This is a genomic window from bacterium (assembly GCA_040754625.1).
Classification (GTDB): Bacteria; JACRDZ01; JAQUKH01; order JAQUKH01; family JAQUKH01; genus JAQUKH01.
In genome coordinates, this window is the sequence record JBFMCF010000070.1 from 1 (window position 1) to 21,049 (window position 21,049).

Genomic DNA, 21,049 nt, shown 5'->3' on the forward strand with positions numbered 1-21,049 from the left:
TTGCTGACGGAATAAAAGAAATATTTGCAAAGTATTCAGGCATAGTTTTCAATAAAACAGGCCAAACAAATAATTTGATTTATCAAACGGCTTTATTTTGACGCTGAAATTTTGGGGATACTTCTCAAGGATTAAATACTTGACATATTCAATAATAGTAGTAACATGTCTATTAATTCACCGTTTTTTAGAACTTTATTCTCCATTTGGATTTAATGAAAAAGTGAAATGAACGCCTATTTTTATATTATTTTAATTGCGCTTGCCGGGATATATTTTTTGGAGACAATTTCTCAATTGTTAAACCTGAACGCCCTGTCGCCTGAACTTCCAATAGAATTTGAGGGTGTTTATGATTCTAGAGAATACAAACGCTCTCAGGAATACACCAGAACCCATACCAAATTTGATATGATTGAGTCCTTTTTTGATTTAATTACTTTACTGGTTTTTTGGTTTTTAGGCGGTTTCAACCGGCTTGATATGTGGCTTAGAGGCGGTAACTATCATCCCATAATAAACGGGCTTTTTTATTTCGGTATATTAATGTTTATTAAATTTGTTTGCTCACTGCCGTTTAATATTTATTCCACATTTGTTATTGAAGAGAAATTTGGATTTAATAAAACAACTGCCAGGACATTCATTGAGGATAATGTTAAAATGATTGTTTTATCAGCGCTGATAGGGGGGCTAATTTTAGCCGGGGTTTTGGCATTTTTTGAATTGGCAGGTTCATTAGCATGGCTGTACGGATGGGCAGCAGCAGATGTATTTATTATTGTCCTTCAATTTGTCGTGCCGACATGGATTATGCCGCTTTTTAATAAATTTACACCGCTTAAAGAAGGCGAGCTGAAATCAGCTATTTTAGATTATGCCGGTTCCGTTAAATTCCCGTTAAAAGGTATTTTCACGATGGATGGTTCTAAGCGTTCGGCAAAATCAAACGCTTTTTTTACAGGGTTTGGCAAGAATAAACGCATTGTACTGTTTGATACTTTAATAGAAAAACACCCTAATAAAGAATTAGTTTCCATTCTGGCGCATGAGATTGGCCATTATAAGAAAAAACACATTATTAAGGGAATGATAATAAATATATTACAAGTGGGGTTATTTTTTTATTTATTGTCTTTTTTCATAAGCAGGGAAGGGATATTTAACGCCTTTTTTATGGAAAACATGTCAATCTATGCCGGATTGCTTTTTTTTGGGATGTTATATACACCTATGTCATTTATTTTATCTGTGTTAACCCAGGTTTTTTCTAGGAGCAATGAATATGAGGCTGACAGGTTTGCCGTTGAAACAACCAATTCCCCGGAATCCTTTGTTGATGCATTAAAAAAATTAGCGGTTACTAATTTAGCCAACCTCACACCGCACCCATTTTATGTTTTTCTGCATTTTTCCCATCCCCCACTTCTCAAGAGGATTGCGCATATTAAGCAAAAATAACATACTCGACAAGCTGTAAAAAATAGTTTAAAATATAAAATTTATAAGAAATATCAATGAAAAAGATTATTATATTTACAATATTTTTTTTATTTACCGCAACAATCGCGAAAACCGAGATAAAGAATAAAATTTTATATAACAACAAGGTTTTTAGCCTGGGCTGTAATTTATTAGAACCTTTATATGTTAAAACCGGCAACAGCGATTGGTGTGAATATGGTACTATCTGGGAAATTAAAGAAGATGCGTTATATCTCCTGGGAATCCGTAATTCAGCTTTTGATTCATCCTTAAGCCGCAAAAAAGCGGATTTGAAAGAACTTTTTGGTGGAAAGTACCGCGATGGAAAAGTCAAAGCCGAGTGGTTTGCAGGGGAATTGCACATACCGGACGGTAAGGTGTTTCAGCAGATTAATAATTTATGTATATTTGAAAAAAATATTGCTGTCTCTTTGGAAAATGGGGAAATTACTAAAACTATAATAATTGATAATACAAAAAAAACATCCGCTGCTGAAAAAAAATCCATGCTGACAGCGGTTATTGACCCGGATAAGAGTATATTTGGAATAGTTTATGGAACGACAGAAGATGAGTTTAAAGCGCGGTTTGGCCCGCCATTGGGATGCAGGGAACTGGGAAAAACAGGCAGGGAAATGAGGTATGGGAAAAAATATGTTTTTCTATTTGAAAAAACAAAACTTGCAGGGGTATACACAGTTTCCTCCGAGTATGAAGTATATCAGTATATACAGACACATGATAACTTTGATAATTTAGAATGGAAATTAAGCAATGGAATTATAAAAAATATGAACCTTGCCGAGGTTAAAAAAATTTTGAGAGATGAAGGACTGACAACAAAAGGGGTAATCAGCAGCTTGCCGGTAAAAACCCTGGATGTTACCCAAAAAGTCATAAACCTGCCCATAGAGGCTGTTAAAAAAGTTGCTCAGGTGATCGTTCCCTCTAAAGCAGATACTGGGTCTAAAACCGCTGCTGTTCACCCAGAAATACAAGAAGCGGCTGGAATAGATGCAAACAAACCTGTTGTTTATGAATCATCGGACACTGTTCCACAAAAAACTTTTAATACAACTGCTGCGCTGCCGGAAACTACAGGGATAACCCCTCCGGTATCATCAATACCTGCAAAGGGATTAGAAATAGCCGCCGGTTTACCAGAAAAAACTATAGATGTTACCCAAAAAGTCATAAACCTGCCCATAGAAGCTGTTAAAAAAGTTACCCAGGCCGTTATTCCTTATAAGTCACCGGATAATGAACAAGGAAAGTTTGATAATGAAACAGGCCCGAAATTTTCTTTTTCCACTGGAAAGGCGCAAATTGAAATTGATTTAATCCACAATAGAGAAAAGGGGAATATTGACGAGGCTTTTATTGTAAACGACATCAAGATATGGTTAAAATGAAAAAATTTTTTATAATGGTATTTATCTTTTTATTTTTTCCGCTGTTTGTCCTTTTGGCGGCACAGGCCCCGGATGTAATATTGTATGACAATAAGGTGTTTGAACTTTTCAGCAATCCATTAGAGCCCCTGTATGCCAAAGAAGGAAACAGGCCGTATTTTAGAGAAAAAGCGTATAATTATTTAAGTAAGAATAATTGGAGGGGCTATGTTGCTTATTGGGAGATTAGAGAAGATACACTATACCTTCGTGGGATTGAAGCATGGACAGGTGGTTCGAAATATGCAAAAACGTCCGATTGCAGAAGGGTGGATTTGAAAGAACTTTTTGGTGAGAAATGCCGTGAGGGAAGGGTAAAAGCAGACTGGTTTTCCGGGGAACTTCGAATCCCGGACGGGAATATAATTAAATACGTAAATTTAGATTATGATTCAATATATGAAAGAGATATTATCCTGGTAATTGAATCCGGGAAAGTCACAAATAAAAAAATTATTGATAACACTCAAAGTGAAAATCCGTCTCAAAAGGAAACTGGCAAATAATAACTTTAAAACAAACCTGAATTTTTAAAGATATCTGTGCCGGAATTTAACGGCAGGGAAATTTGTTTTATTTTATTTAAAATTATGTTTTTTTCATTACCCTCGGCAGGTTTTGGCAGGTATTTTTCATAACGGTCGATAGGTATAATCTTAATGGATTTCAACCTGTCTTTGCTGAAGTTGCAGGATAAGATTATGCTTTTGTCCTTCCAGTAATTTTCCTGGTCGAAAAGAAAGTTCCCGAGGCTGTAAATAATAAATTTATTTTTATATATTTCTATTCCCTGCAGGACATGGGGGTGATGCCCTAAAATCATGTCTGCCCCGGAATCGATTGTTTTATGGGCGATTTCTTTTTGTCTTTCATCCGGCATAAATTTATATTCCGTTCCCCAGTGTATGGAAACTATGACAAAATCCGATTTCCCGCGAATATTTTTTATGTCCTCCCGGATATAATCTAAATTAATAGGGGCGATGCCTGCCTTATTTTCCGAGGCGTAACCATCCTGGGGATAAGTTTTGCTGTAACCAAGGAACGCGAATTTAATCCCTTTGATAATTATTATCGCAGGACCTCTGGCTTCATTTAAATTTTGTCCCGCTCCAAAAAAATGCATTCCTTCCTTTAAAAGAAGCTGGCGGGTTTCCCTGATAGGTCCGGGCCCGTAATCCATGGTGTGATTGTTCGCGAGGTTTAACACATTGAAACCATTTTCTTTTAAAATTTTATGCCTGTCCAAAGAGGCCAAAAAATTATAAGGTTTCAGATCTTTATAAATTGGAACGCCTTTTTTCGTCCCCATCATGGATTCGAGGTTTCCAAAGACGATGTCCCCCTGTTTAAGTATAGGCGCGACTTTCTCAAATATATTTCTTCCCCCTTTGGATTTTATGATGTCTTCTATTTCAGAATCAAACAATATGTCCCCGGCCGCAAGGAGGGTTACTTCCGGTTTATTATTTTCTGCCTTTGCTCTGTGAAGAAAAATAATGCAGGAAATAATTGTTACAAAAAAAACGCTGAAAAAAAATACCTTGAAATTAATTTTCATTATCCGATTTGATATTTATAATACGCCGCGCATGTTCCCTCGCTTGAAACCATGCAGGGGCCGATCGCATTTTGGGGTGTGCATATGTTTCCGAAAAGGAGGCATTCCTTTGGTGTTTTTAACCCCATCAATATTTTCCCGCAAAGGCAGTTTTTCGGTCCTTTTGATTTGCCTGTTTTAATGTTGAACCTTGCCTGGCTGGAAAACTCATAATAATCCTTGTTGAATATTAACCCGGAACCGGGAATCTCTCCAATGGCCCTCCACATAGAGGTGGAATCTTCAAATACTTCGTTTAATAATACCCGCGCTTTGGTATTGCCTTCCGGCCTTATTGTGCGGCTGTACTGGATTTCTATTTTGGGGTGGTTTGTTTTTACCTGTTTTAAAATAAGATAAATGGAATACAGTATATCAACAGGCTCAAAACCGCTGATAACGCCCGAAATCCCGTGTTCTTCGGATAAAAATTCATAAGGCCCGCTCCCGATTATCGCGCTTACATGCCCCGGCAGAAGAAATCCGTTGATATTCAATGTTTTCTGCGCCGCAATAAATTTTAGCGCGGGCGGAATAACTTTAAATGCCGTGAGGATAAATAAATTTTTGATTTTTTCTTTTTTTGCCCGGATAACAATAGCGGCAATAGTCGGTGAAGTAGTTTCAAACCCGACTCCGGCGAAAACAATATTTTTCCCGGGATTAGTTTCAGCAAGCTCCAGAAGTTCAAGAGGGGAATAAATAATCCTGATATCGCCGCCTTCTCCTCGCGCTTTTTCCAGGGTGGATTTTGAGCCGGGGACTTTTAGCATATCCCCGAAACTTACAAGAATTGTATTTGTGATTTTGGAAATTTCGATAATCGTGTCGATATTTTCAACCGGGGTGACGCAAACCGGACAACCCGGCCCGGAAATCAGGTTGATTGATGAAGGCAGAAGGCCGCGTATGCCAAATTTCGCTATAGCCATAGTATGTGTGCCGCACACCTCCATTATATTGACGGGTTTATCAGCAAGCCGATGAATATTATTTACGATTTTTTTTATTAGCTCCGGATTCCGGAATTTATCTAAATTCAGGGAGTTCATGAATTAACCTTAGGGTTTTAACAGCCTCTTTTTTATCTAATTTGTTTATGGCAAATCCGGCGTGGACTAAAACATAATCTCCCGTTTTTGCGTCAGGCAGGAGGTCTAACGCAATTTTCCTTGTTACGCCGCTGAAATCAGCAAGGGCGGATGATTTTTCAATTTTTAAAATTTTTGCGGGGATTGCTAAACACATATCACTTCACTCCTCCGGTTATTTTATAGTCAGATGTTTTTATTTGCAACATAATTAAGATAAAGCCATATTTGACCGAGGCTTATCCCGCCATCGTTAGCCGGTACCAATTTATTAAAATATATTTTAAGTTTTTTATTTTCAAATTCCTCGGCCAGCCAGTCAACTAAAACCTTGTTTTGAAATACTCCGCCGCTTAAGAGGATTTTATCTGTTCCGTAAGTCTGCGCGAGGATTTCACAGATTTCGGATATGAGTTTTATTATCGTCAAATGAAACTTTTCAGCTATTTTTTCTTTTGAGGCCCCTTTTTCTTTGTCCGCTAAAAGGCAAGACAAGATTTGTTTTGGCTCAATTATTATCTTTTCTGATGAATCAAACGGGCCGGATGCCCTTGCTTTTTTCAGAAATAATGGATAGTGTTGTTTTGGTTTGTTTTTACACAATGATTCCAGTTCAATAGCGGCCTGGGCCTCGTAGCTTATTTCATTTCTCAACCCCAGTGTGCACGCGGCCGCGTCAAAAAATCTTCCCATGCTCGATATTAACGGCGCGTTAATATTTCTTTCTGCCATTTTTTTGATGATTTTCAATTTGGATATGTTGTTCTTATCAATAAAGCCGGGATTATTATAATCCATCAGAGCGTACGCGGCCCGCCATATTTCTTTCACAGCGGTGTCCCCCCCTGGCAGCGAGAAATAATCCAGGTGCGCTGTTCTTAAGATTTTATTTTTTGTGAATATAAAAAATTCTCCACCCCAGATATTCCCGTCAAGACCATAACCCGTCCCGTCAAAGGCCACACCGATGAAGGGAGGTTTCAGGTTTTCTTCCGCGGCGACGCTCGCGATATGGGCCTGGTGGTGCTGGACACCATAAGATTTTAAATGTTTGTTTATGGCGTATTGTCTGGCAAAATTAGTACTAAGATAATCGGGATGAAGGTCATGCAAGACTGTTTTTGGCCTGGCACCTGATAATTGGACGAGACGGGAAAAGGCTTCTTCAAAAAATTTAAGGGTGTTTTTATCATTTAATTCTCCGATGTATTGGGATAAAAACGCCCTCCCTTTCGTGAAAAGCGCGAAACTGCTTTTTATGTCCGCGCCGCAGGCCAAAATTTCCATATTTTTCTTAGAGGAGGGAACTTCAAAGGCATTGGGGACATAACCCCTTGCCCTGCGGCTTATCCTGATACTATTTCCCGCGTAAAAAGTTATTGAATCATCGCACCTGTTATTTATTTCGCGGTTGTGAATTAAAAAATAATCAGCGATTTCCCCCAGTTGATTATAGGCGTCAGAATTTGTCCTGCTGACAGGTTCATCAGTTATGTTCCCGCTTGTCATTACTAAAGCATGAAAATTATCCGCCCCGGTAGGATAAAACAGCAGGTAATGCAGGGGTGTATAGGGAAGAATTATCCCTAAATATTTATTCTGGGGCGCCACTATTTCCGGGACTTTTATGTTTTCTTTTTTTCTCAAAAGAACGATTGGTTTTTCCGGCGAGAGTAAAATATTTTTTTCCGCTTTATTGATAAAACAAATTTTTTCTGCTGTGTTCAAATCAGGGACCATAACAGCAAATGGTTTATCAGGTCTCTTTTTTCTGTCCCTCAGGTTGGATACGGCCTTTGTGTTTAAGGCATTACAGCAAAGATGAAATCCCCCGATACCCTTTATCGCAATAATTTTACCTTTTTTAAGAAATTCTATTGTTTTTTTAACAGGGTCAGGGCAAATAATTTCTTTTTTAACAGGGTCTGTAAGATATAGTTTCGGCCCGCACGCGGCACAGGCATTAGGCTGGGCATGAAATCTCCGGTTCACCGGGTTATCAAATTCTTTTTGGCAGCCCCCGCACATTTTAAAACCAGACATAGTTGTATTAATCCGGTCATAAGGAACATTATGTGTTATACTAAAACGGGGACCGCAATTAGTACAGTTCGTAAACGGATAAAGAAATCGCCGGTTGTTGTTTTTAAACAGTTCTTTTTTACAGTGATCACACGTGCTTATATCAGGGGGGAGCAGGATATAGTTTTTACCCAGGTTGTTGCTTTTTAAAATATTTAAGGAAGAGTAGTTTTTTACGGGAAATTCTTTGATTGAAATATTTTTAATTATTGCCTGCGGTGGAGAAAAGTATTTTACATTTTTTATGAAATAATTGAGGGCGGGGCCGTTTCCTTCAATGTCCAGGGAGACCCCGTGGGGAGTATTTTTTATCCATCCTTTTAGATTTAGTCTTTTTGCCGCGCGGTAAATCGCCGGCCGGAAACCTACACCCTGGACACGTCCATAAACGGTAAGGCGCAATCTTGTCATTTTTTAGTTTTTATTAACTCCGGCATGAAGGTGCAAACCCTGTTTTTCCCAAGATGTTTGGCCTGGTAAAGCGCAAGGTCGGCCTTTTGAATCAATTCATCCTTGACCATAGAGTCCCCCGGGTAACAGCACAATCCAATGCTTATAGTAGGTTCGACATGACATTTTAATAAGCTGGATTTACTGATAGATATGGGAATTAACAAACGGAGGCGGTGAGCCAAAACCAGCGCGCCGTTTTTATTAGTTTCAGGGAGAATAATAGCAAATTCCTCCCCTCCATACCTGCATACATGGTCAATATCGCGGACATTTCCCAGGAAAAAGCTGGAAATGCTTTTTAAAATTAAATCACCTTCAAAATGGCCATATGTATCGTTAAAATGTTTAAAATTATCAATATCAATCATTAGAAGGGAAAATTTATTCAGGTATCTTTTGCTTCGTTTAATTTCGTTTTCCAAAAGTTCATGAAAATGCCGGTGGTTAAAAAGGCCGGTCAGGCTGTCCAGGTTGGAGAGTTCCTTATATTTTTCCTTTTCTTTATAGAGCTGCTGCCGTTCAACCGCCTTATTCAGTATTATCTTTGCGGCTTCTTCATCAAACGGAACAGGTATATAATCATATGCGCCGGCTTTCAAAGAGTCTAACGCATCTTTAATGGAGGAAAAACCGGTAGTGACAAGCAGGCAGAGCTGTGATTTTGTATCTTTTAACCGTTTTATCAGTTCAATATCTTTTTCACCCCCAAACTTGAATTCCGTAACAACAATTTCATATTTTCCTTTGGAAACTTTTTTTATAGCTTCATTATGGTTTTTAGCTATTTCAAAATTATATCTTTTCCCGGGCAATAATTTTTTTAAAAGCTTTAATGTTATGTCCCTATTTTTAACGACTAAGATATTAATTATGTCTGACTCGGTAAACTCCCTTTTTCCCATGAATCCCCCTTAAAAATTATACTTTATTCCCGCGTGACTTCCGTTTAAAGAAAAAGCTTTTGTCCTTAGATAACGGTATCCCACGAAAAAATTTATTTTTTTCCAGTAAAAACCGGATGTCCAGTCAAAGTCATAAAATGGGCGCTCATCAAGATAAACATGTTCCATAGAAAGGCTAAAAGTAACAGGTTTTTTAGGCAATAAATGGTAATTAAAACCAAAAGTATATCCAGAAGTTATTTCCTCCCGCTCCAGATGTTTTAAACCCAGCTTGAGTTCAAATGTGCTGTACTGGGAAGGGATAGTTATAGGTATGTAATAAAATGAGTATAGTTTATATTTGATAATTAAGTTATTTTCCTCCTTTTTAAGATTAACATAGTTAAATTCGGTGCCAACAAAGGCCTGGTGTTTAACCTTAAAATTAAAATTTATACCGTTAAGTGAGGATGACTGGTAATGAAAGCTTGCCAGGGCTTCGAAATGCCAGCGGGACTGGTTGTCGGCTTCTTCAAGTAAAAATTTATTATTTATATATGGGTGTTTTACATATTGCCATTCTACAGGTTCTTCCAGCGTAAAGGTGGGGACGATGCAGAAAGATACAGCGGGGAATGACATAATAAAGATAAAGATGAAAGTAAAGATTTTTTTACACATATGATTTATAATTAATTTTACTCTTTTAAATTAAAAAAGTCCATAGTTCATTTCGTGTTTTCAGAATTTTTTTGGTTACCGAAGTTTACCTTATTTGAGCCTGTGAGGACCCCTGTGATTGTGCCTACGGGAGAATTTGCCTGGATAAAAACAGGCATTCTCATTTCATCGTCGCTAAACCACACTTTTAACCGGATATCCTTCTTTAGATATTTCCGTTCTTTTTTCCCAACAGAGAATTCAATTACGTCAGTCATAAATTCACCTGCCGGGGTTGAAAGCTTTTCCTTTTTTAAAACCCGAATCTGGATAGTTTCATTTTTTTTACCGTCACAATATGAAAAATCCATGACATCGCCTTCCTTGATATCTAATTTTTTGAAATACCACAAAATAGAAAGCGGGTCCTGGACATTTTCCGGTATTGCAAAAGTAGTATCTTGTTTTATTGCAATATGGTTTATCTGATCAAAATCTACAACCAGGTTATCCCTGTAACGGCCTTCTTTTATGTTTTTTACATATCGCCATGTAAACAAACTGTTAACATCGATAAATGATTCAACGGTATTTTCCACTTTAAAAAAAACCGCGAGGACACCTTCAGTCCATACCCTGTTCATTACGTGATACGTCAATTGATTTTGGACCTCGGCTGTATCTAAAACAATTAATTCTGAGGAAGCAACAGGAATACTGCCCCATTTTACCTTATAGGTAAATTTTTCACCAACGGATATCTTGTCGCCCTTTGTATGAAACACAGGCAAAAGAACAAAGACAGCCAAGATAAATAAAAAAACCGATATCTTTTTATTCATAAATAAATGATTAATTAATATTTTCTGCTATTGACTTTTTATCGACTAAGAGCGATAATAAATTAAATATTAATTTTAATGCAACAACTATGAAAAAAAGGGAATTTCTTAAAGCGGTACTTATTTATATTTTTGTTTTTTTGCGGTTATATCATGCACAGGAAAGCAACTATATAAAAGGAACAGTTGAAACGATAGAAGGTGAATATGTTTATATTGGGTTTGACAATATTCAGGGTATAGAAAAAGGCATGTTATTTGGAATATATGACCAGAAGAAAACCCCGGTGGCCATCTGTGAAATAACAAAATTTCGTATCAAAAACAGCTTTGTAGCCTTTATTTTGATGCAAGTTGAAGATGTGAGGGAGGGATACAGCGTTTTTTCAAATACGGCTGAAGAAGCTAAATTACGCGAAAAAATAAAGAAAGAAAAGAGTGAATATTATGATTTTTATAAAGAGTTTAATGCATACCGTACCCGCGGGAACACCAAACAGGAGTCAGTTGAAGAATTTCTTTTGTATCAAATTCTTTCAGAGGCGATATTCTTCCTGAATTTAGATATCAATTGGTTTAAAAGATATGATTTGAAATCCAGGGAGAAACCTGTTCTTAACCCGGAAGAAAAAGATGTACTTGATATATACCGGGATATTATTTTTGAGGGGAGTAAATTTGAGAACGTTTATGACTATGTTTCTGTCAAATCCAAGATTAATTTAGGAAAATTAAAATACAGGCTTACACAGCAGGGTTATTCCTTAAAACCAAAAATAATCCGGTTGATTTTTTCCTCAGACATATCAAGCGATGATATCAAGACTGCAAGGGAAGTAATATTGGAAAATTCAATGTATGTATCTTCGGAAGAAGAAAACCCGCAGGACGTAACAAGCCCAATTTCTTTTGTTATTTATACCACACCTGAAATATTTGCGGAAGAAATAGATATCCTAAAGCCGGAAACCGAGGATATTTACTTTATTATTTACAATGTTGAGGGGGATACGATAGAGATGGATGTAAGCATTAAATAATATGATTCAGTTCTATTGGGTTTTTTGCAGGGAAAGAGGAAGCTCAAGCTTATTTTTTTCTAAAAGGGTTTTGTTTAAAAGTATATCTTTTGTTACCCCGTCCGCCTGGATTTTCCCATCGTTTAACATTATACATCTTTCACACACATCCAGGACTAAATCCAGGTCGTGGGATACAATAATTTTTGTATGGGTGAATTTTTTTAGGAGATTGATCAAGTGCCTGCGGGAATAATGGTCAAGAAATGATGTTGGTTCATCCATGACCAGGATATCAGGTTCCATAGATAAAACAGTAGCAATTGAAACAGCCCGTTTTTGCCCCATGGAAAGATGGTGAGAAGGTTTTTGCTTTAATTCCATGCAACCTACCGTAGATAAAGACTTGTTGACTCTTTGCTCAACTATCTCCGGGGACAATCCCAAATTCAAAGGACCAAATGCTACATCATCAAAAACGGTAGGCATAAACAACTGGTCATCAGGATCCTGAAATACTAGTCCGACGTGCCGCCTGATTTCTGTTTTTGTATTTTTATTGACGGGTGTTCCCCCTATGTTCAGATGTCCGGAACTGGGCAGAAAAAAACCGTTTAACTGCAAAATCAAGGTTGATTTACCCGCGCCATTAGGACCTACAATTCCCACTGATTCGCCGTGAACTATTTTAAACGATATGCCATTAACCGCTTTGGTTCCATCGGGATATACAAAATGGATATTTTCTGCTTCGATAATATGATGGCTCATGGTCTCTTCGCTCCAGTGAAAAGTGTAAAGTTAAAAGTGAAAAGTTATAAGAATCTTTCCAAGTGTATGACTGACCGGAAAAAATCTCAGCACAATAAAAATACCGGTTAAGATTAATATATAAAAAAAATCAATCATTTTAAAATTACTTTTTCTGAAAAGATTAATATTGCCGTTAAAACCGCGGGCGCACATCGCCTGATAAATCCGTTCCGAACGATCGATGGTTTTTAAAAGAAGATTTCCGAGAATGCTGCCAGCAATAAAGATTTCATAACCTCTTTTTCCAAAAGAACGAAGTTCCCTGGCGTTATTTGTCCGGACGACTTCTTCCCCCAGGACAAAGATATAACGGTAGATAAACATAAGCTGTAAAACAAAAATACTTGGCAGGCCTAATTTTTCCATAGCCATGCAAATACCTGGAAAAGAAGTGGTTGCGATAAGGATTAACACAGAACTTATCGTCAGAATAAATTTTATTATTATCGAGAAATAGGATATCCATCCGCCGCTAATCCCCAGGCCAAATAGTGAAATCAGGATTTTTCTGTCCAGTATAGGATTAAATATTCCTACCATCAGGGCAAAAGGGGAAACGATAATCAATTTTTTTAATATGATATTTATTGGAATATCAGCCAGTGAGATTAGGGCAATAGGAAATATGAAAAACGGAATAAGCCCTGGAATCTCATATTTTGGAAAGGATATGACCATAAAAATAAAAATGAGGGTGGCAATAAGTTTCGCCCTCGGATCCAGGCGATGAATAAAAGTATCCTTGTAAGACAGATAATCCAGATAGCCTAAATTAAAAAATTCAGATTGATTAAATGACATTATTTTATTATATCATATTTGCCTTAACTCAAACTAAAAACAATCGCCACTTTAATATTAAGACAGGAGCAATTTAATTCCTTTGGAATAGGAGGGAAAGGGCTGGCTCTCTTAACCGCGGCAATGGCCTCTTTATCAAGGATTTCAGAACCGGAGGAAGAAACTATTTTTATATCATCTGTAAGGCCATTTGAGGAGATTGTAAAATAGACAAAAATCTTGCCTTCGATTCCATGTCTTTGCGCCATGACAGGATACGTCTTTGAATTTTCTATTTTTTGTTTGATTATACCTTGATAGTTGTGAATTACATTTTGAACAGTAGGGGCGGGTTCCAAACCCTCCTCTGCACCAGCCGATCGTCTGATTAATGTTTTATTTTCCAGGCCATTCAAACTTTTTTTTCGGAAAAATGGCTCTTCATCATTTTCTGATTTTCCTATACGGATTTTCATGTCTATCTTGCTATGTGAATATGAAGGCATTTCTTCTAAAACCAGATGGGGATTGTCCTCCATCCCTAATTTTATTGTTTTTATTTCTAAGATATTTTCGTCATAAAGAGCCGGATTTTCTATAATATCAAGTTTTTCATGTCCGTTAAATTCAACCGGCTCTTTTTCAAAAGGGTTGGATTCTTCAATTGCTTCTTGGATAAATATCTTCGATTTTTTTTCTATTTCTTTATTACTTTCTTTTTGCATAATTTTTTCTGTTTCAATATTATTAAAAACAGACATATCTATCTCCGGATCAACCATAATTACAATGTTTTTTCCTTGATTAGGCAAAATTTTACTATTCAGTTTTGGTATAAGCAGAAGCAGACAATGTCCCAAAATAGAAAGCATAAATGTAGTTTTTATAAACCTGTCATTCAACATTCTCTTTCACCAGATTCAGTTTATCTCCTTTTAACCAATCTTTCTTCTAACCTTTAGATAAAGAAATAATCCTGTCAAACCCCAGATAATACTTATACCTGTGACTAATTTTTGCCAGCGATGCCATCTTTTAGATATCGTTTTTATATTCATAGTCTGGTTAACTTTTAGTTTCGTTCCAATCCCATGGCCTGTTTCGTCATTAACAGTTATCTTCCATTCACCCGTTTTATCAGGCAAGAAGGCAAAACAGCCGTTTTTGTCAGTCCTCCCATTCTGGAATTCTATTTCACTATCAGGTGAAAAAATCCTAACTTTTGCATAACTCATTGAGTCATCATCACCATAAACTACTTTTATCAGCACAGCATTTCCTTCTCTAATCTCATAGTTTACTTCGTGGGCATGGATATTACTTATCACAAGGAAAAGAAATATAATTATAGAAATCAAATTAAATGATCTCATTTTATTTTAAAAGTCAGAGTGTTGGTGAAAGAGTAACTATCTGCCTCATCAGGGTTTGGATAAGGTATCGTGTCACTTGTCTTGATAAGCCATACTCCTTTTTTCAAAATTTTTATTTTAGCTATACCTTCTTTATTGGTTTTTGTAGTATAGGCAAATGTATCCTTGTCTTCTGAAAACTCTGCATATGTGCCGTATACAAAAGTGCTGTACGGTTTGCCATCAAGAGTTGTTTTCAATCGCAGATAATCGCCTTCTTTTAAATCAGTAGGGTTATCCAATGGAATAATTTGACAACGTTGCCCTATATCTTTTAGAAAGGATTCACCAGCGGTTTCACCTACGTTAATAAACGTCTTTGCTGAACCTTCAGACCATGATGAAGAAAGTACGTTCTGCAGTCCTTTTTTGGATTGAGACTTATAACCCTCTGTGGTTTTGCTTACAAAACCCGGCTTTTTTTCTAACACAATAAGATATGTTCCTTTTGTTTTCGATTTCATCTTTATAGGAGATACCTGTTTATCTTCGCCCTCTCCTTGTGTTTTAACCTCAAGGTGCACAATCTTTCCCTCAGGGTCAACAAGATAAAATTTTTCAATCTTCTCAACTTTTTTAAGCACTTCTCCCGCTGGAAATTGATGCCCATAACCTATAGATATTGTGATTTCCTCATCAACCATTGGGTTATAATTGTCCACATTAATCCAGTGATAATGTGCCTGAACGTTTGATAAAGTCAATGCCATAAAAAAAATTGTCAATACCGAAATAATACCTCTTTTCATCTGATTTTCCTCCTTTTTAAAATTTTAATTTAAAATTCCAAATTTATTTTCCCCGTAAATGTTCTTCCTTCTCTATCTACAGATGGATCGCCATAATCAGTATTAAACAAGTTATCTATTTCTAATGAAACCTTTGCATATTTCTGTATTTCTTTGATAAATTTCATTTCCGCAACAAAATAATTATCTGTCTCTTGAGTATTGGCACTATCTTTAAACATTGACCCAATATACCGCATCCCAAAATTTGTTCCAAAAGCATATTTTTTATTTTTATAATCCAGTCTACATCCAGCAGTATGAACAGGCTGATAAGGAAGATCTTTCTTTCTCTCTTTATCCTCGGTATCCAACAATGTGTAAGATAAAAAACCAGCAATGTCTTGAGTAAAATTAGACTTTACTTCTAGTTCTATTCCCTGCGTATAGGCCTTATTAACATTTTTATAGCTCTTAAGAGGTTTATTAAGGTAGGTTTCACCTGTATCAATACTTGCTACCATATCGTCGATATCGTTTCTGAAAATACCTAAATTCAAAAGAAATCTATCACTGAATTCCTGTTCCATACCAACTGATGACCCTATTCCGCGTTCGGGATTTAAGTCGGGATTAGATTTAATATAGTAATCGCCATGTTTAAAAGGCGCATTATAATATAGCTGGCGGATAGTAGGAGACTTGAAACTCTTTCCTATCGAAGCTTTAATTCGTGTTTTATTACTAAGTTCCAAGAGACGGGGATTGATCTCTTCTCCGAACTGAGAATGTGAATCAAAACGAGCACCTAAAGTTAAATTCATATTGTTTAGGGCGGCCCAATCATCCTGCAGAAATATACTGTGTGTATCAATTGTCTTTTTAACCAAATTATAATCAATCTTTTCTTCCAAAAATTCTAAACCAAGGGTTCCCATATGTTTATCAAAAAGAAGTCTGCTATATTGAGATTCTGCCTGACGATAAACCATATCTCCTTTTAATTCTGTACTTGTAGGAGAAAAATTATGGAAATTCCAGTCATACCAATAACCCTTAAGAGTGAAACTTGATCCACCGTCAAATTTTGTCAACCATTCCGGACTTATTCGTATGCTGTTCTGTTTACTGTAAATCCAATCTTTTTTATCCCAACTTATTCCCAGATTTAATCTTTTCTTTTTTTCGAATTCATAACTAAGTTTGTTGTTTAAAAAATTTGCTTCATAATTATCTTCACGGCCATATTTGCCGATTTTAGATATTTCGCGGTTATAACTCAAAATATATCCAAATTTACCAAACCTATCTCCCACGTTGAGTCCAACATTAGACTCATCATTTGTTCCGTAACTTCCAAAACAGGAGAAAATTCTCTTTTCAGGTGCAGGTTTTGTAATAATGTTGATTACACCAGCTATTGGATCACTTCCGTATAAGACTGAACTTGGGCCCTTAACTACTTCTATGCGTTCAATCATCTCTGGTGGTATTTGATTTATTCCGTATCCATATTCACCCATACCGCCGCCTTTTACTCTCTGGCCATCGATAAGAATTAAACCGTAACCGGCATCTAATCCCAGTCCTCTGAAACTTGTCCTCCAATTAAGATTTCCTCTACGGTCAGAATCCAGGGACATTCCCGCACTTATTCCCGGTGTATATTTTAATAAATCAGATACTGTTTGAGCATTGGAGTTTTGTATTTCTTTTTTTGTGATTAGATTTGTCTCGACAGGCACATCAGCCAACATTTTTTCTGTTTTAGTCCCTGTTATTACTACCTCACCCAAATCAAATGAACTGGGTTTCTTTTCTTCCTCGCCTTTAACATGTTTTGTCATACCATCAATAAGGACCATTACCAATAAATAAAACAACATTCTTTTTATTTTCATCAATCCTCCTTAACCCCATTAGAAATACTACATTTTCTTTGATGCTCTGTGAAACTTTTAATTAACCGATCTTTCATAAACATTTCTAACGGGGTTTATTATCATAAAGGTTTTTATCTCCTATATAATTCGTAATACTATTTTAAAAATCGTGCTACCCTAAAGACAAAAAAATTTTTATACCTTGGTTTCTTTTTTTCTAAAAAACTTTATCACAAAACCGATTAAAACAGTTATTCCTAATGTAAATATTCCACCGATGATTCCCGAAACGCTGGTTCCGCCTGAAACAGCCGGCCAGGCTTCTTTTTCCGGTTCGGCTTTTTCAGGTTCCGCAGTTTCCGGTTTTTTAAAACCATAATCGGGAAGAAAGGCAGTTTTCTCCTGGAGTTTAGACAGGTTGTCATGGAATACTGTTTCTTTTGGGGGCAGTTCCTCCCGGCCGGATGTCTTTCCCATAGACCATTCCAGTCCGTCCGGATGCGTAGACGCAAACCATGATAAAATACCGCCTGTAATTAGCGCCAGAACACTTATACTTACAAGAACAGTTTTAATATTTAAAAATGTTCTATCTGATTTATTATCAGCGTAAAATAAATCGGGCTGAATATTTTTTACATAAATAACTATAGTGCCGGTTACAATTCCCTCTACAACCGCGATGAGCAAATGAATGGGAAGCATCATGCCGGTAAAAGTCAAAAATGGCAATTCGGTTATGCCTGAAAAAACGGTTTCAAGAACAACACTGAACGCTCCCAGTTCCAGCCCGAGGATGACCCCTAAAATTGAACTAATCATTATCTTCTTATTATTGCTGCTATCGCCAGCTAACAGTTTATAAATCACAGGGTATGCGACAAAACAGGGGTAAATACCCATATTCCAGATATTACACCCCAATGCGAGCAGTCCCCCGTCGGCAAAAAATAATGCCTGGATGAATAGTACTGAGGCAATGGTTATAAATGCCGCCCATGGCCCAAGAATGATTGCAAGTAAAAATCCGCCTCCGATATGTCCGCTTGAACCTGTCGCGGGGATAGTAAAATTGATCATTTGTCCGGCGAATATGAAAGCTCCCATCACTCCCATTAATGGGATTATTTTATCATTAAATTCATTTTTTAATTTGTTGGCGCAGTAACTAATAACCGCGATTGTTCCCATCCAGAAACTTATGCCGACTGTTGGTGATAATAAAGCGTCTGCCATGTGCATGGTATTTTCTCCTTGTTTAAGCCGTTTAAACAGTTTAAACCGTTTGAACGGCTTGAACCATTAGTATCTTAATGTTATTCCTGCAAGTATTGAATTATCTGTTTCCGTGCTGTTAAGCCCAAACTTCACTCCAAAATCTACATCAAAATTTTCTTTCAAAGAATAAATTAATCCGCCTAAAATAAAGGCAGGATTTGAATCTTTCGTTTTGTCGGCATTTTTTTCAATGCCGATATTGCCAACAACTTTGAGGCTTTGCATCGCTTCTATTTCAGATGCAAGCGATGCATGCCAGATATTTTCCTCTTCGTCCGCCTTGTTTTCATTTCTTACATATCCCATATTCAGATGAAACGCCCCTGATTCCATTTCTTTCGTTGTAATAAAGAAAAAACTATATATTGATTTTCCCGCTCCCAGTCCTTTTTTATCATTTCCCGTTGGAAAGGAGATCCCCGGTTTCAAGGCAAAACTTAAACCGTCTTTTTCATAAAAGGCGTGTTTTACTTCAAGTGACATATCGGATATTCCGTTTTCATCAGAAGTTATCACGCCATCTTCCTTAACTTTGTTCCATTGATATGGAAATCCCAGGACGATATCTGTTTTATCCGAAATACCGTAACATAATCCGATTCCTGCTTCAATGCCGGTTTCCTCGACTGTTTCTTCTTTATCAGAGCTAAACTCAGAATTAATTTCAATTTGTAAATTGCCTTTCCCTTGTATGCCGGTATCGTCCGTAATTAACGGATGGGCCGCGAAGGCTAATTTGGCCCATAATAAAACAATAATTATTGTAATAATTTTTTTCTTTATCATTTTAAAACTCATAATATACCTCCAATTTTTATTTCTCCGAGCCCTTGTTGTGGTATACTATTAAAGGGCTTGGAGAGCAATGTTTGCCAAGTTCCGGCGGCCTCGCTGGATTTCTCGCGGAAGATAGCGAGGCTGCTTTTTTATTTTACTTTTTGACTTTTTCATTTACATTGTTTCACCTCCTTTCATCTGTCAATCCGAACTCCCCTTAAATCCCCTCTTTTAAAAAAGAGGGGAGAAAACAGCAAAATTATATTTGACTTTTCTCTCTTACTCCTCCTCTCTTATTTCTCTTTATGTTATTTTGTTACTTTTATAATAATCGTGCTACCGTATAAACAAAAAAATATCCCCTCAAATAAGTTCTTTCCCCGTGCTTGACATGCTTAAGGAAACATGCTTGACGCCTTTTGCTGATTTCAAAGTGTCAGTAAGTTTTTGCACCTCTTTCGGATTGCTTTTTATCGCGATTATTTCCAGGCAATTGTGATGGTCAAGATGGATATGCTGTGTGGAAATAATTATCTTCTGAAAATCATGCTGGACGTCAACGATTTTGTTTATCAGTTCTCTTTTGTGATGATCGTAAATAAGGGTTATAGCTCCCGCAACCTCCTTGTCTTCCTGCCATTCCTTTTTTACAAGTTCCTCGCGTATTAAGTCCCTGATTGCCTCCGACCGGTTAGTATATTTTTTTTCACGTATTAAACGGTCGAACTTATCTGACAATTCTTTTTCCAGTGAGATTCCGAACCGGATCAAGCCGGCCATATTGCCTCCGCTTTAGTATTACGATTATAGAAATTGTAACACAAATAAAAGCGATGTCAAGAAAAAAACATTCAAAAAGAATTTTCTTCCGTTTTTTAAAGTATAGATTCTTATTTTTAGGTTGACACATAATCAATATACACATATAATGTGTAATATCGAGGAGGTGGCTATATGAAAAATGTAACTCTTTCAATAGAAGAGGATGTTTTAGAGGCAGGCAGAGAATATGCAAAAAGGCATAATACTTCGTTAAATTCATTAATCAGACGTTTGATTAAACAATTAACAATAAGATCATCTAATAACTGGATGGATGAAAGTTTCAAGATTATGGATAAAGCGAAAGTAAATTCCGGCGGAAAAAAATGGAATAGGAAGGAACTCTACCGTGTCTAAAGTGTTTTTTGATACTAACATACTTATTTATAGTATGGACAACTATAATTTGAAGAAAAAATCCCGCTGCAGGGAGATACTTAAAACCCATACTTCTAAAAACAAAGCAGTAATATCAACGCAAGTTGTTCAAGAGTTTTATGTTGCGGGAAAAACAAAACTTGATTTAGATGAATTGTTTTTAAAAGATATTATTCGGACATTTGAAAATATGGAAATAATTAATATTAGTCCTAAAACAAGCGAGTTTTTTTAAGCGCGACTTAAAATTAATCGGTAGCCATGTAAAATCTTTATTTTCGCTCTATTCGTCCATATAAAATTTATTTTTTGTTTCGTTAAACTGGGAAAATATTTTTTTAAGTCTAATTTTGGCCAAAATCATAAAAAATTGACACACCTGTCCCGTTTTCAGATTCTATTTCTTTTATTTTCAGCTTATCGCTTAAACTTTTTATGTAACTGCTATTCTCCGGATTCGTTCCCAGGCTGCAAAAAAATCTTTTAACCATGAATTATAGCCGAGCAATCGATACACTATCATTCGTCCTGTCCTGATTATTTGCGCCGGCAATAAAACCAGTGTATACAGAAAACGCCGGAACTCCATCTTCAATATTTCAATCCCTCGTTCT

General features: G+C 36.6%; 24 protein-coding genes. 6 read left to right on the forward strand and 18 right to left on the reverse strand.

The genetic code is table 11. The features are described 5' to 3' along the window. Window positions 1-228: 228 nt before the first annotated feature. From AB1498_06325 to AB1498_06335, 3 genes are read left to right on the forward strand one after another with little or no spacing between them, the layout of a single operon-like run. Window positions 229-1,461, forward strand: coding sequence for a M48 family metallopeptidase (locus AB1498_06325; GenBank protein MEW6087905.1), 1,233 nt, complete (start codon window positions 229-231; stop codon window positions 1,459-1,461). Window positions 1,462-1,517: 56 nt separating this feature from the next. Then, window positions 1,518-2,897, forward strand: a complete 1,380-nt coding sequence (locus AB1498_06330) for a hypothetical protein (GenBank protein MEW6087906.1) — start codon at window positions 1,518-1,520, stop codon at window positions 2,895-2,897. Next, complete coding sequence (locus AB1498_06335) at window positions 2,894-3,442, forward strand: hypothetical protein (GenBank protein ID MEW6087907.1); 549 nt, start codon at window positions 2,894-2,896, stop codon at window positions 3,440-3,442. The genes AB1498_06330 and AB1498_06335 overlap by 4 nt, the downstream gene beginning before the upstream one ends. A 5-nt stretch (window positions 3,443-3,447) precedes the next feature. On the opposite strand, the gene AB1498_06340 is transcribed toward AB1498_06335, so the two are convergent. The 7 genes from AB1498_06340 to AB1498_06370 are packed head-to-tail and all read right to left on the reverse strand — an operon-like array spanning window position 3,448 to window position 10,545. After that, window positions 3,448-4,497, reverse strand: coding sequence for a CapA family protein (locus AB1498_06340; protein ID MEW6087908.1), 1,050 nt, complete (start codon window positions 4,495-4,497; stop codon window positions 3,448-3,450). Continuing rightward, window positions 4,497-5,588, reverse strand: coding sequence for a hydrogenase formation protein HypD (gene hypD, locus AB1498_06345; GenBank protein ID MEW6087909.1), 1,092 nt, complete (start codon window positions 5,586-5,588; stop codon window positions 4,497-4,499). The genes AB1498_06340 and hypD overlap by 1 nt, the downstream gene beginning before the upstream one ends. After that, a complete protein-coding gene (locus tag AB1498_06350; protein MEW6087910.1) occupies window positions 5,566-5,784 on the reverse strand; it encodes a HypC/HybG/HupF family hydrogenase formation chaperone in 219 nt (72 codons plus the stop codon). Before AB1498_06350 ends, hypD begins: the two co-directional genes overlap by 23 nt. 29 nt (window positions 5,785-5,813) lie before the next feature. Then, window positions 5,814-8,120: a carbamoyltransferase HypF gene (gene hypF, locus AB1498_06355; protein ID MEW6087911.1), complete on the reverse strand. Its 2,307-nt coding sequence runs from the start codon at window positions 8,118-8,120 to the stop codon at window positions 5,814-5,816. Beyond that, window positions 8,117-9,064 carry a diguanylate cyclase gene (locus AB1498_06360; protein MEW6087912.1) on the reverse strand — a complete coding sequence of 316 codons (948 nt, stop codon included), beginning with the start codon at window positions 9,062-9,064 and terminating at the stop codon, window positions 8,117-8,119. Before AB1498_06360 ends, hypF begins: the two co-directional genes overlap by 4 nt. Before the next feature lie 9 nt (window positions 9,065-9,073). Then, on the reverse strand, window positions 9,074-9,724 hold the full coding sequence (locus AB1498_06365) for a hypothetical protein (protein ID MEW6087913.1): 651 nt from the start codon (window positions 9,722-9,724) through the stop codon (window positions 9,074-9,076). 47 nt (window positions 9,725-9,771) lie between these two features. Beyond that, on the reverse strand, window positions 9,772-10,545 hold the full coding sequence (locus AB1498_06370; protein ID MEW6087914.1) for a DUF3108 domain-containing protein: 774 nt from the start codon (window positions 10,543-10,545) through the stop codon (window positions 9,772-9,774). Between the two features lie 89 nt (window positions 10,546-10,634). Between AB1498_06370 and AB1498_06375 the strand changes: the two genes are divergently transcribed. Beyond that, window positions 10,635-11,585: a hypothetical protein gene (locus tag AB1498_06375; GenBank protein MEW6087915.1), complete on the forward strand. Its 951-nt coding sequence runs from the start codon at window positions 10,635-10,637 to the stop codon at window positions 11,583-11,585. 12 nt (window positions 11,586-11,597) lie between these two features. Here AB1498_06375 and AB1498_06380 read toward each other — a convergent pair whose 3' ends face one another. The 9 genes from AB1498_06380 to nikR form a co-directional block, all read right to left on the reverse strand. Beyond that, window positions 11,598-12,335, reverse strand: coding sequence for an ABC transporter ATP-binding protein (locus AB1498_06380; GenBank protein MEW6087916.1), 738 nt, complete (start codon window positions 12,333-12,335; stop codon window positions 11,598-11,600). A 30-nt stretch (window positions 12,336-12,365) separates the two neighbouring features. Further along, a complete protein-coding gene (gene cbiQ / locus AB1498_06385) occupies window positions 12,366-13,178 on the reverse strand; it encodes a cobalt ECF transporter T component CbiQ (protein MEW6087917.1) in 813 nt (270 codons plus the stop codon). A gap of 23 nt (window positions 13,179-13,201) precedes the next feature. After that, the gene (locus AB1498_06390) at window positions 13,202-14,062 is read right to left on the reverse strand and encodes an energy transducer TonB (protein MEW6087918.1); all 861 of its coding nucleotides are present in this window, start codon (window positions 14,060-14,062) and stop codon (window positions 13,202-13,204) included. A gap of 30 nt (window positions 14,063-14,092) precedes the next feature. Then, a complete protein-coding gene (locus tag AB1498_06395) occupies window positions 14,093-14,515 on the reverse strand; it encodes a hypothetical protein (protein ID MEW6087919.1) in 423 nt (140 codons plus the stop codon). Between the two features lie 11 nt (window positions 14,516-14,526). Continuing rightward, window positions 14,527-15,318: a DUF4198 domain-containing protein gene (locus AB1498_06400; GenBank protein MEW6087920.1), complete on the reverse strand. Its 792-nt coding sequence runs from the start codon at window positions 15,316-15,318 to the stop codon at window positions 14,527-14,529. A gap of 29 nt (window positions 15,319-15,347) precedes the next feature. After that, window positions 15,348-17,198: a TonB-dependent receptor gene (locus tag AB1498_06405; GenBank protein ID MEW6087921.1), complete on the reverse strand. Its 1,851-nt coding sequence runs from the start codon at window positions 17,196-17,198 to the stop codon at window positions 15,348-15,350. A gap of 177 nt (window positions 17,199-17,375) precedes the next feature. After that, complete coding sequence (locus AB1498_06410; GenBank protein ID MEW6087922.1) at window positions 17,376-18,422, reverse strand: energy-coupling factor ABC transporter permease; 1,047 nt, start codon at window positions 18,420-18,422, stop codon at window positions 17,376-17,378. A gap of 60 nt (window positions 18,423-18,482) precedes the next feature. Beyond that, window positions 18,483-19,256: a transporter gene (locus tag AB1498_06415; GenBank protein MEW6087923.1), complete on the reverse strand. Its 774-nt coding sequence runs from the start codon at window positions 19,254-19,256 to the stop codon at window positions 18,483-18,485. 342 nt (window positions 19,257-19,598) lie between these two features. Further along, complete coding sequence (gene nikR, locus AB1498_06420) at window positions 19,599-20,015, reverse strand: nickel-responsive transcriptional regulator NikR (protein MEW6087924.1); 417 nt, start codon at window positions 20,013-20,015, stop codon at window positions 19,599-19,601. 174 nt (window positions 20,016-20,189) lie between these two features. Here nikR and AB1498_06425 point away from each other — a divergent pair, with 174 nt between their 5' ends. Both AB1498_06425 and AB1498_06430 read left to right on the forward strand, forming a co-directional pair. Next, window positions 20,190-20,414, forward strand: a complete 225-nt coding sequence (locus tag AB1498_06425) for a DUF6364 family protein (protein ID MEW6087925.1) — start codon at window positions 20,190-20,192, stop codon at window positions 20,412-20,414. Then, entirely contained in the window at window positions 20,407-20,670 is a 264-nt protein-coding gene (locus AB1498_06430) for a hypothetical protein (protein ID MEW6087926.1), read from the forward strand. The genes AB1498_06425 and AB1498_06430 overlap by 8 nt, the downstream gene beginning before the upstream one ends. Window positions 20,671-20,779: 109 nt before the next feature. Here AB1498_06430 and AB1498_06435 read toward each other — a convergent pair whose 3' ends face one another. Further along, complete coding sequence (locus tag AB1498_06435; GenBank protein MEW6087927.1) at window positions 20,780-20,926, reverse strand: hypothetical protein; 147 nt, start codon at window positions 20,924-20,926, stop codon at window positions 20,780-20,782. Continuing rightward, the coding region (locus tag AB1498_06440; protein ID MEW6087928.1) for an IS1380 family transposase at window positions 20,869-21,049 on the reverse strand (181 nt) is incomplete at its 5' end. The genes AB1498_06435 and AB1498_06440, both read right to left, overlap by 58 nt.

Bases quoted from the DNA above. Each gene is read 5' to 3' on its own strand.
- AB1498_06325 (MEW6087905.1), top strand. From the start codon at position 229: ATGAACGCCTATTTTTATATTATTTTAATTGCGCTTGCCGGGATATAT.
- AB1498_06330 (MEW6087906.1), top strand. From the start codon at position 1,518: ATGAAAAAGATTATTATATTTACAATATTTTTTTTATTTACCGCAACA.
- AB1498_06335 (MEW6087907.1), top strand. From the start codon at position 2,894: ATGAAAAAATTTTTTATAATGGTATTTATCTTTTTATTTTTTCCGCTG.
- AB1498_06340 (MEW6087908.1), bottom strand. From the start codon at position 4,497: ATGAAAATTAATTTCAAGGTATTTTTTTTCAGCGTTTTTTTTGTAACA.
- hypD (MEW6087909.1), bottom strand. From the start codon at position 5,588: ATGAACTCCCTGAATTTAGATAAATTCCGGAATCCGGAGCTAATAAAA.
- AB1498_06350 (MEW6087910.1), bottom strand. From the start codon at position 5,784: ATGTGTTTAGCAATCCCCGCAAAAATTTTAAAAATTGAAAAATCATCC.
- hypF (MEW6087911.1), bottom strand. From the start codon at position 8,120: ATGACAAGATTGCGCCTTACCGTTTATGGACGTGTCCAGGGTGTAGGT.
- AB1498_06360 (MEW6087912.1), bottom strand. From the start codon at position 9,064: ATGGGAAAAAGGGAGTTTACCGAGTCAGACATAATTAATATCTTAGTC.
- AB1498_06365 (MEW6087913.1), bottom strand. From the start codon at position 9,724: ATGTGTAAAAAAATCTTTACTTTCATCTTTATCTTTATTATGTCATTC.
- AB1498_06370 (MEW6087914.1), bottom strand. From the start codon at position 10,545: ATGAATAAAAAGATATCGGTTTTTTTATTTATCTTGGCTGTCTTTGTT.
- AB1498_06375 (MEW6087915.1), top strand. From the start codon at position 10,635: ATGAAAAAAAGGGAATTTCTTAAAGCGGTACTTATTTATATTTTTGTT.
- AB1498_06380 (MEW6087916.1), bottom strand. From the start codon at position 12,335: ATGAGCCATCATATTATCGAAGCAGAAAATATCCATTTTGTATATCCC.
- cbiQ (MEW6087917.1), bottom strand. From the start codon at position 13,178: ATGTCATTTAATCAATCTGAATTTTTTAATTTAGGCTATCTGGATTAT.
- AB1498_06390 (MEW6087918.1), bottom strand. From the start codon at position 14,062: ATGTTGAATGACAGGTTTATAAAAACTACATTTATGCTTTCTATTTTG.
- AB1498_06400 (MEW6087920.1), bottom strand. From the start codon at position 15,318: ATGAAAAGAGGTATTATTTCGGTATTGACAATTTTTTTTATGGCATTG.
- AB1498_06405 (MEW6087921.1), bottom strand. From the start codon at position 17,198: ATGAAAATAAAAAGAATGTTGTTTTATTTATTGGTAATGGTCCTTATT.
- AB1498_06410 (MEW6087922.1), bottom strand. From the start codon at position 18,422: ATGCACATGGCAGACGCTTTATTATCACCAACAGTCGGCATAAGTTTC.
- AB1498_06415 (MEW6087923.1), bottom strand. From the start codon at position 19,256: ATGAGTTTTAAAATGATAAAGAAAAAAATTATTACAATAATTATTGTT.
- nikR (MEW6087924.1), bottom strand. From the start codon at position 20,015: ATGGCCGGCTTGATCCGGTTCGGAATCTCACTGGAAAAAGAATTGTCA.
- AB1498_06425 (MEW6087925.1), top strand. From the start codon at position 20,190: ATGAAAAATGTAACTCTTTCAATAGAAGAGGATGTTTTAGAGGCAGGC.
- AB1498_06435 (MEW6087927.1), bottom strand. From the start codon at position 20,926: ATGGTTAAAAGATTTTTTTGCAGCCTGGGAACGAATCCGGAGAATAGC.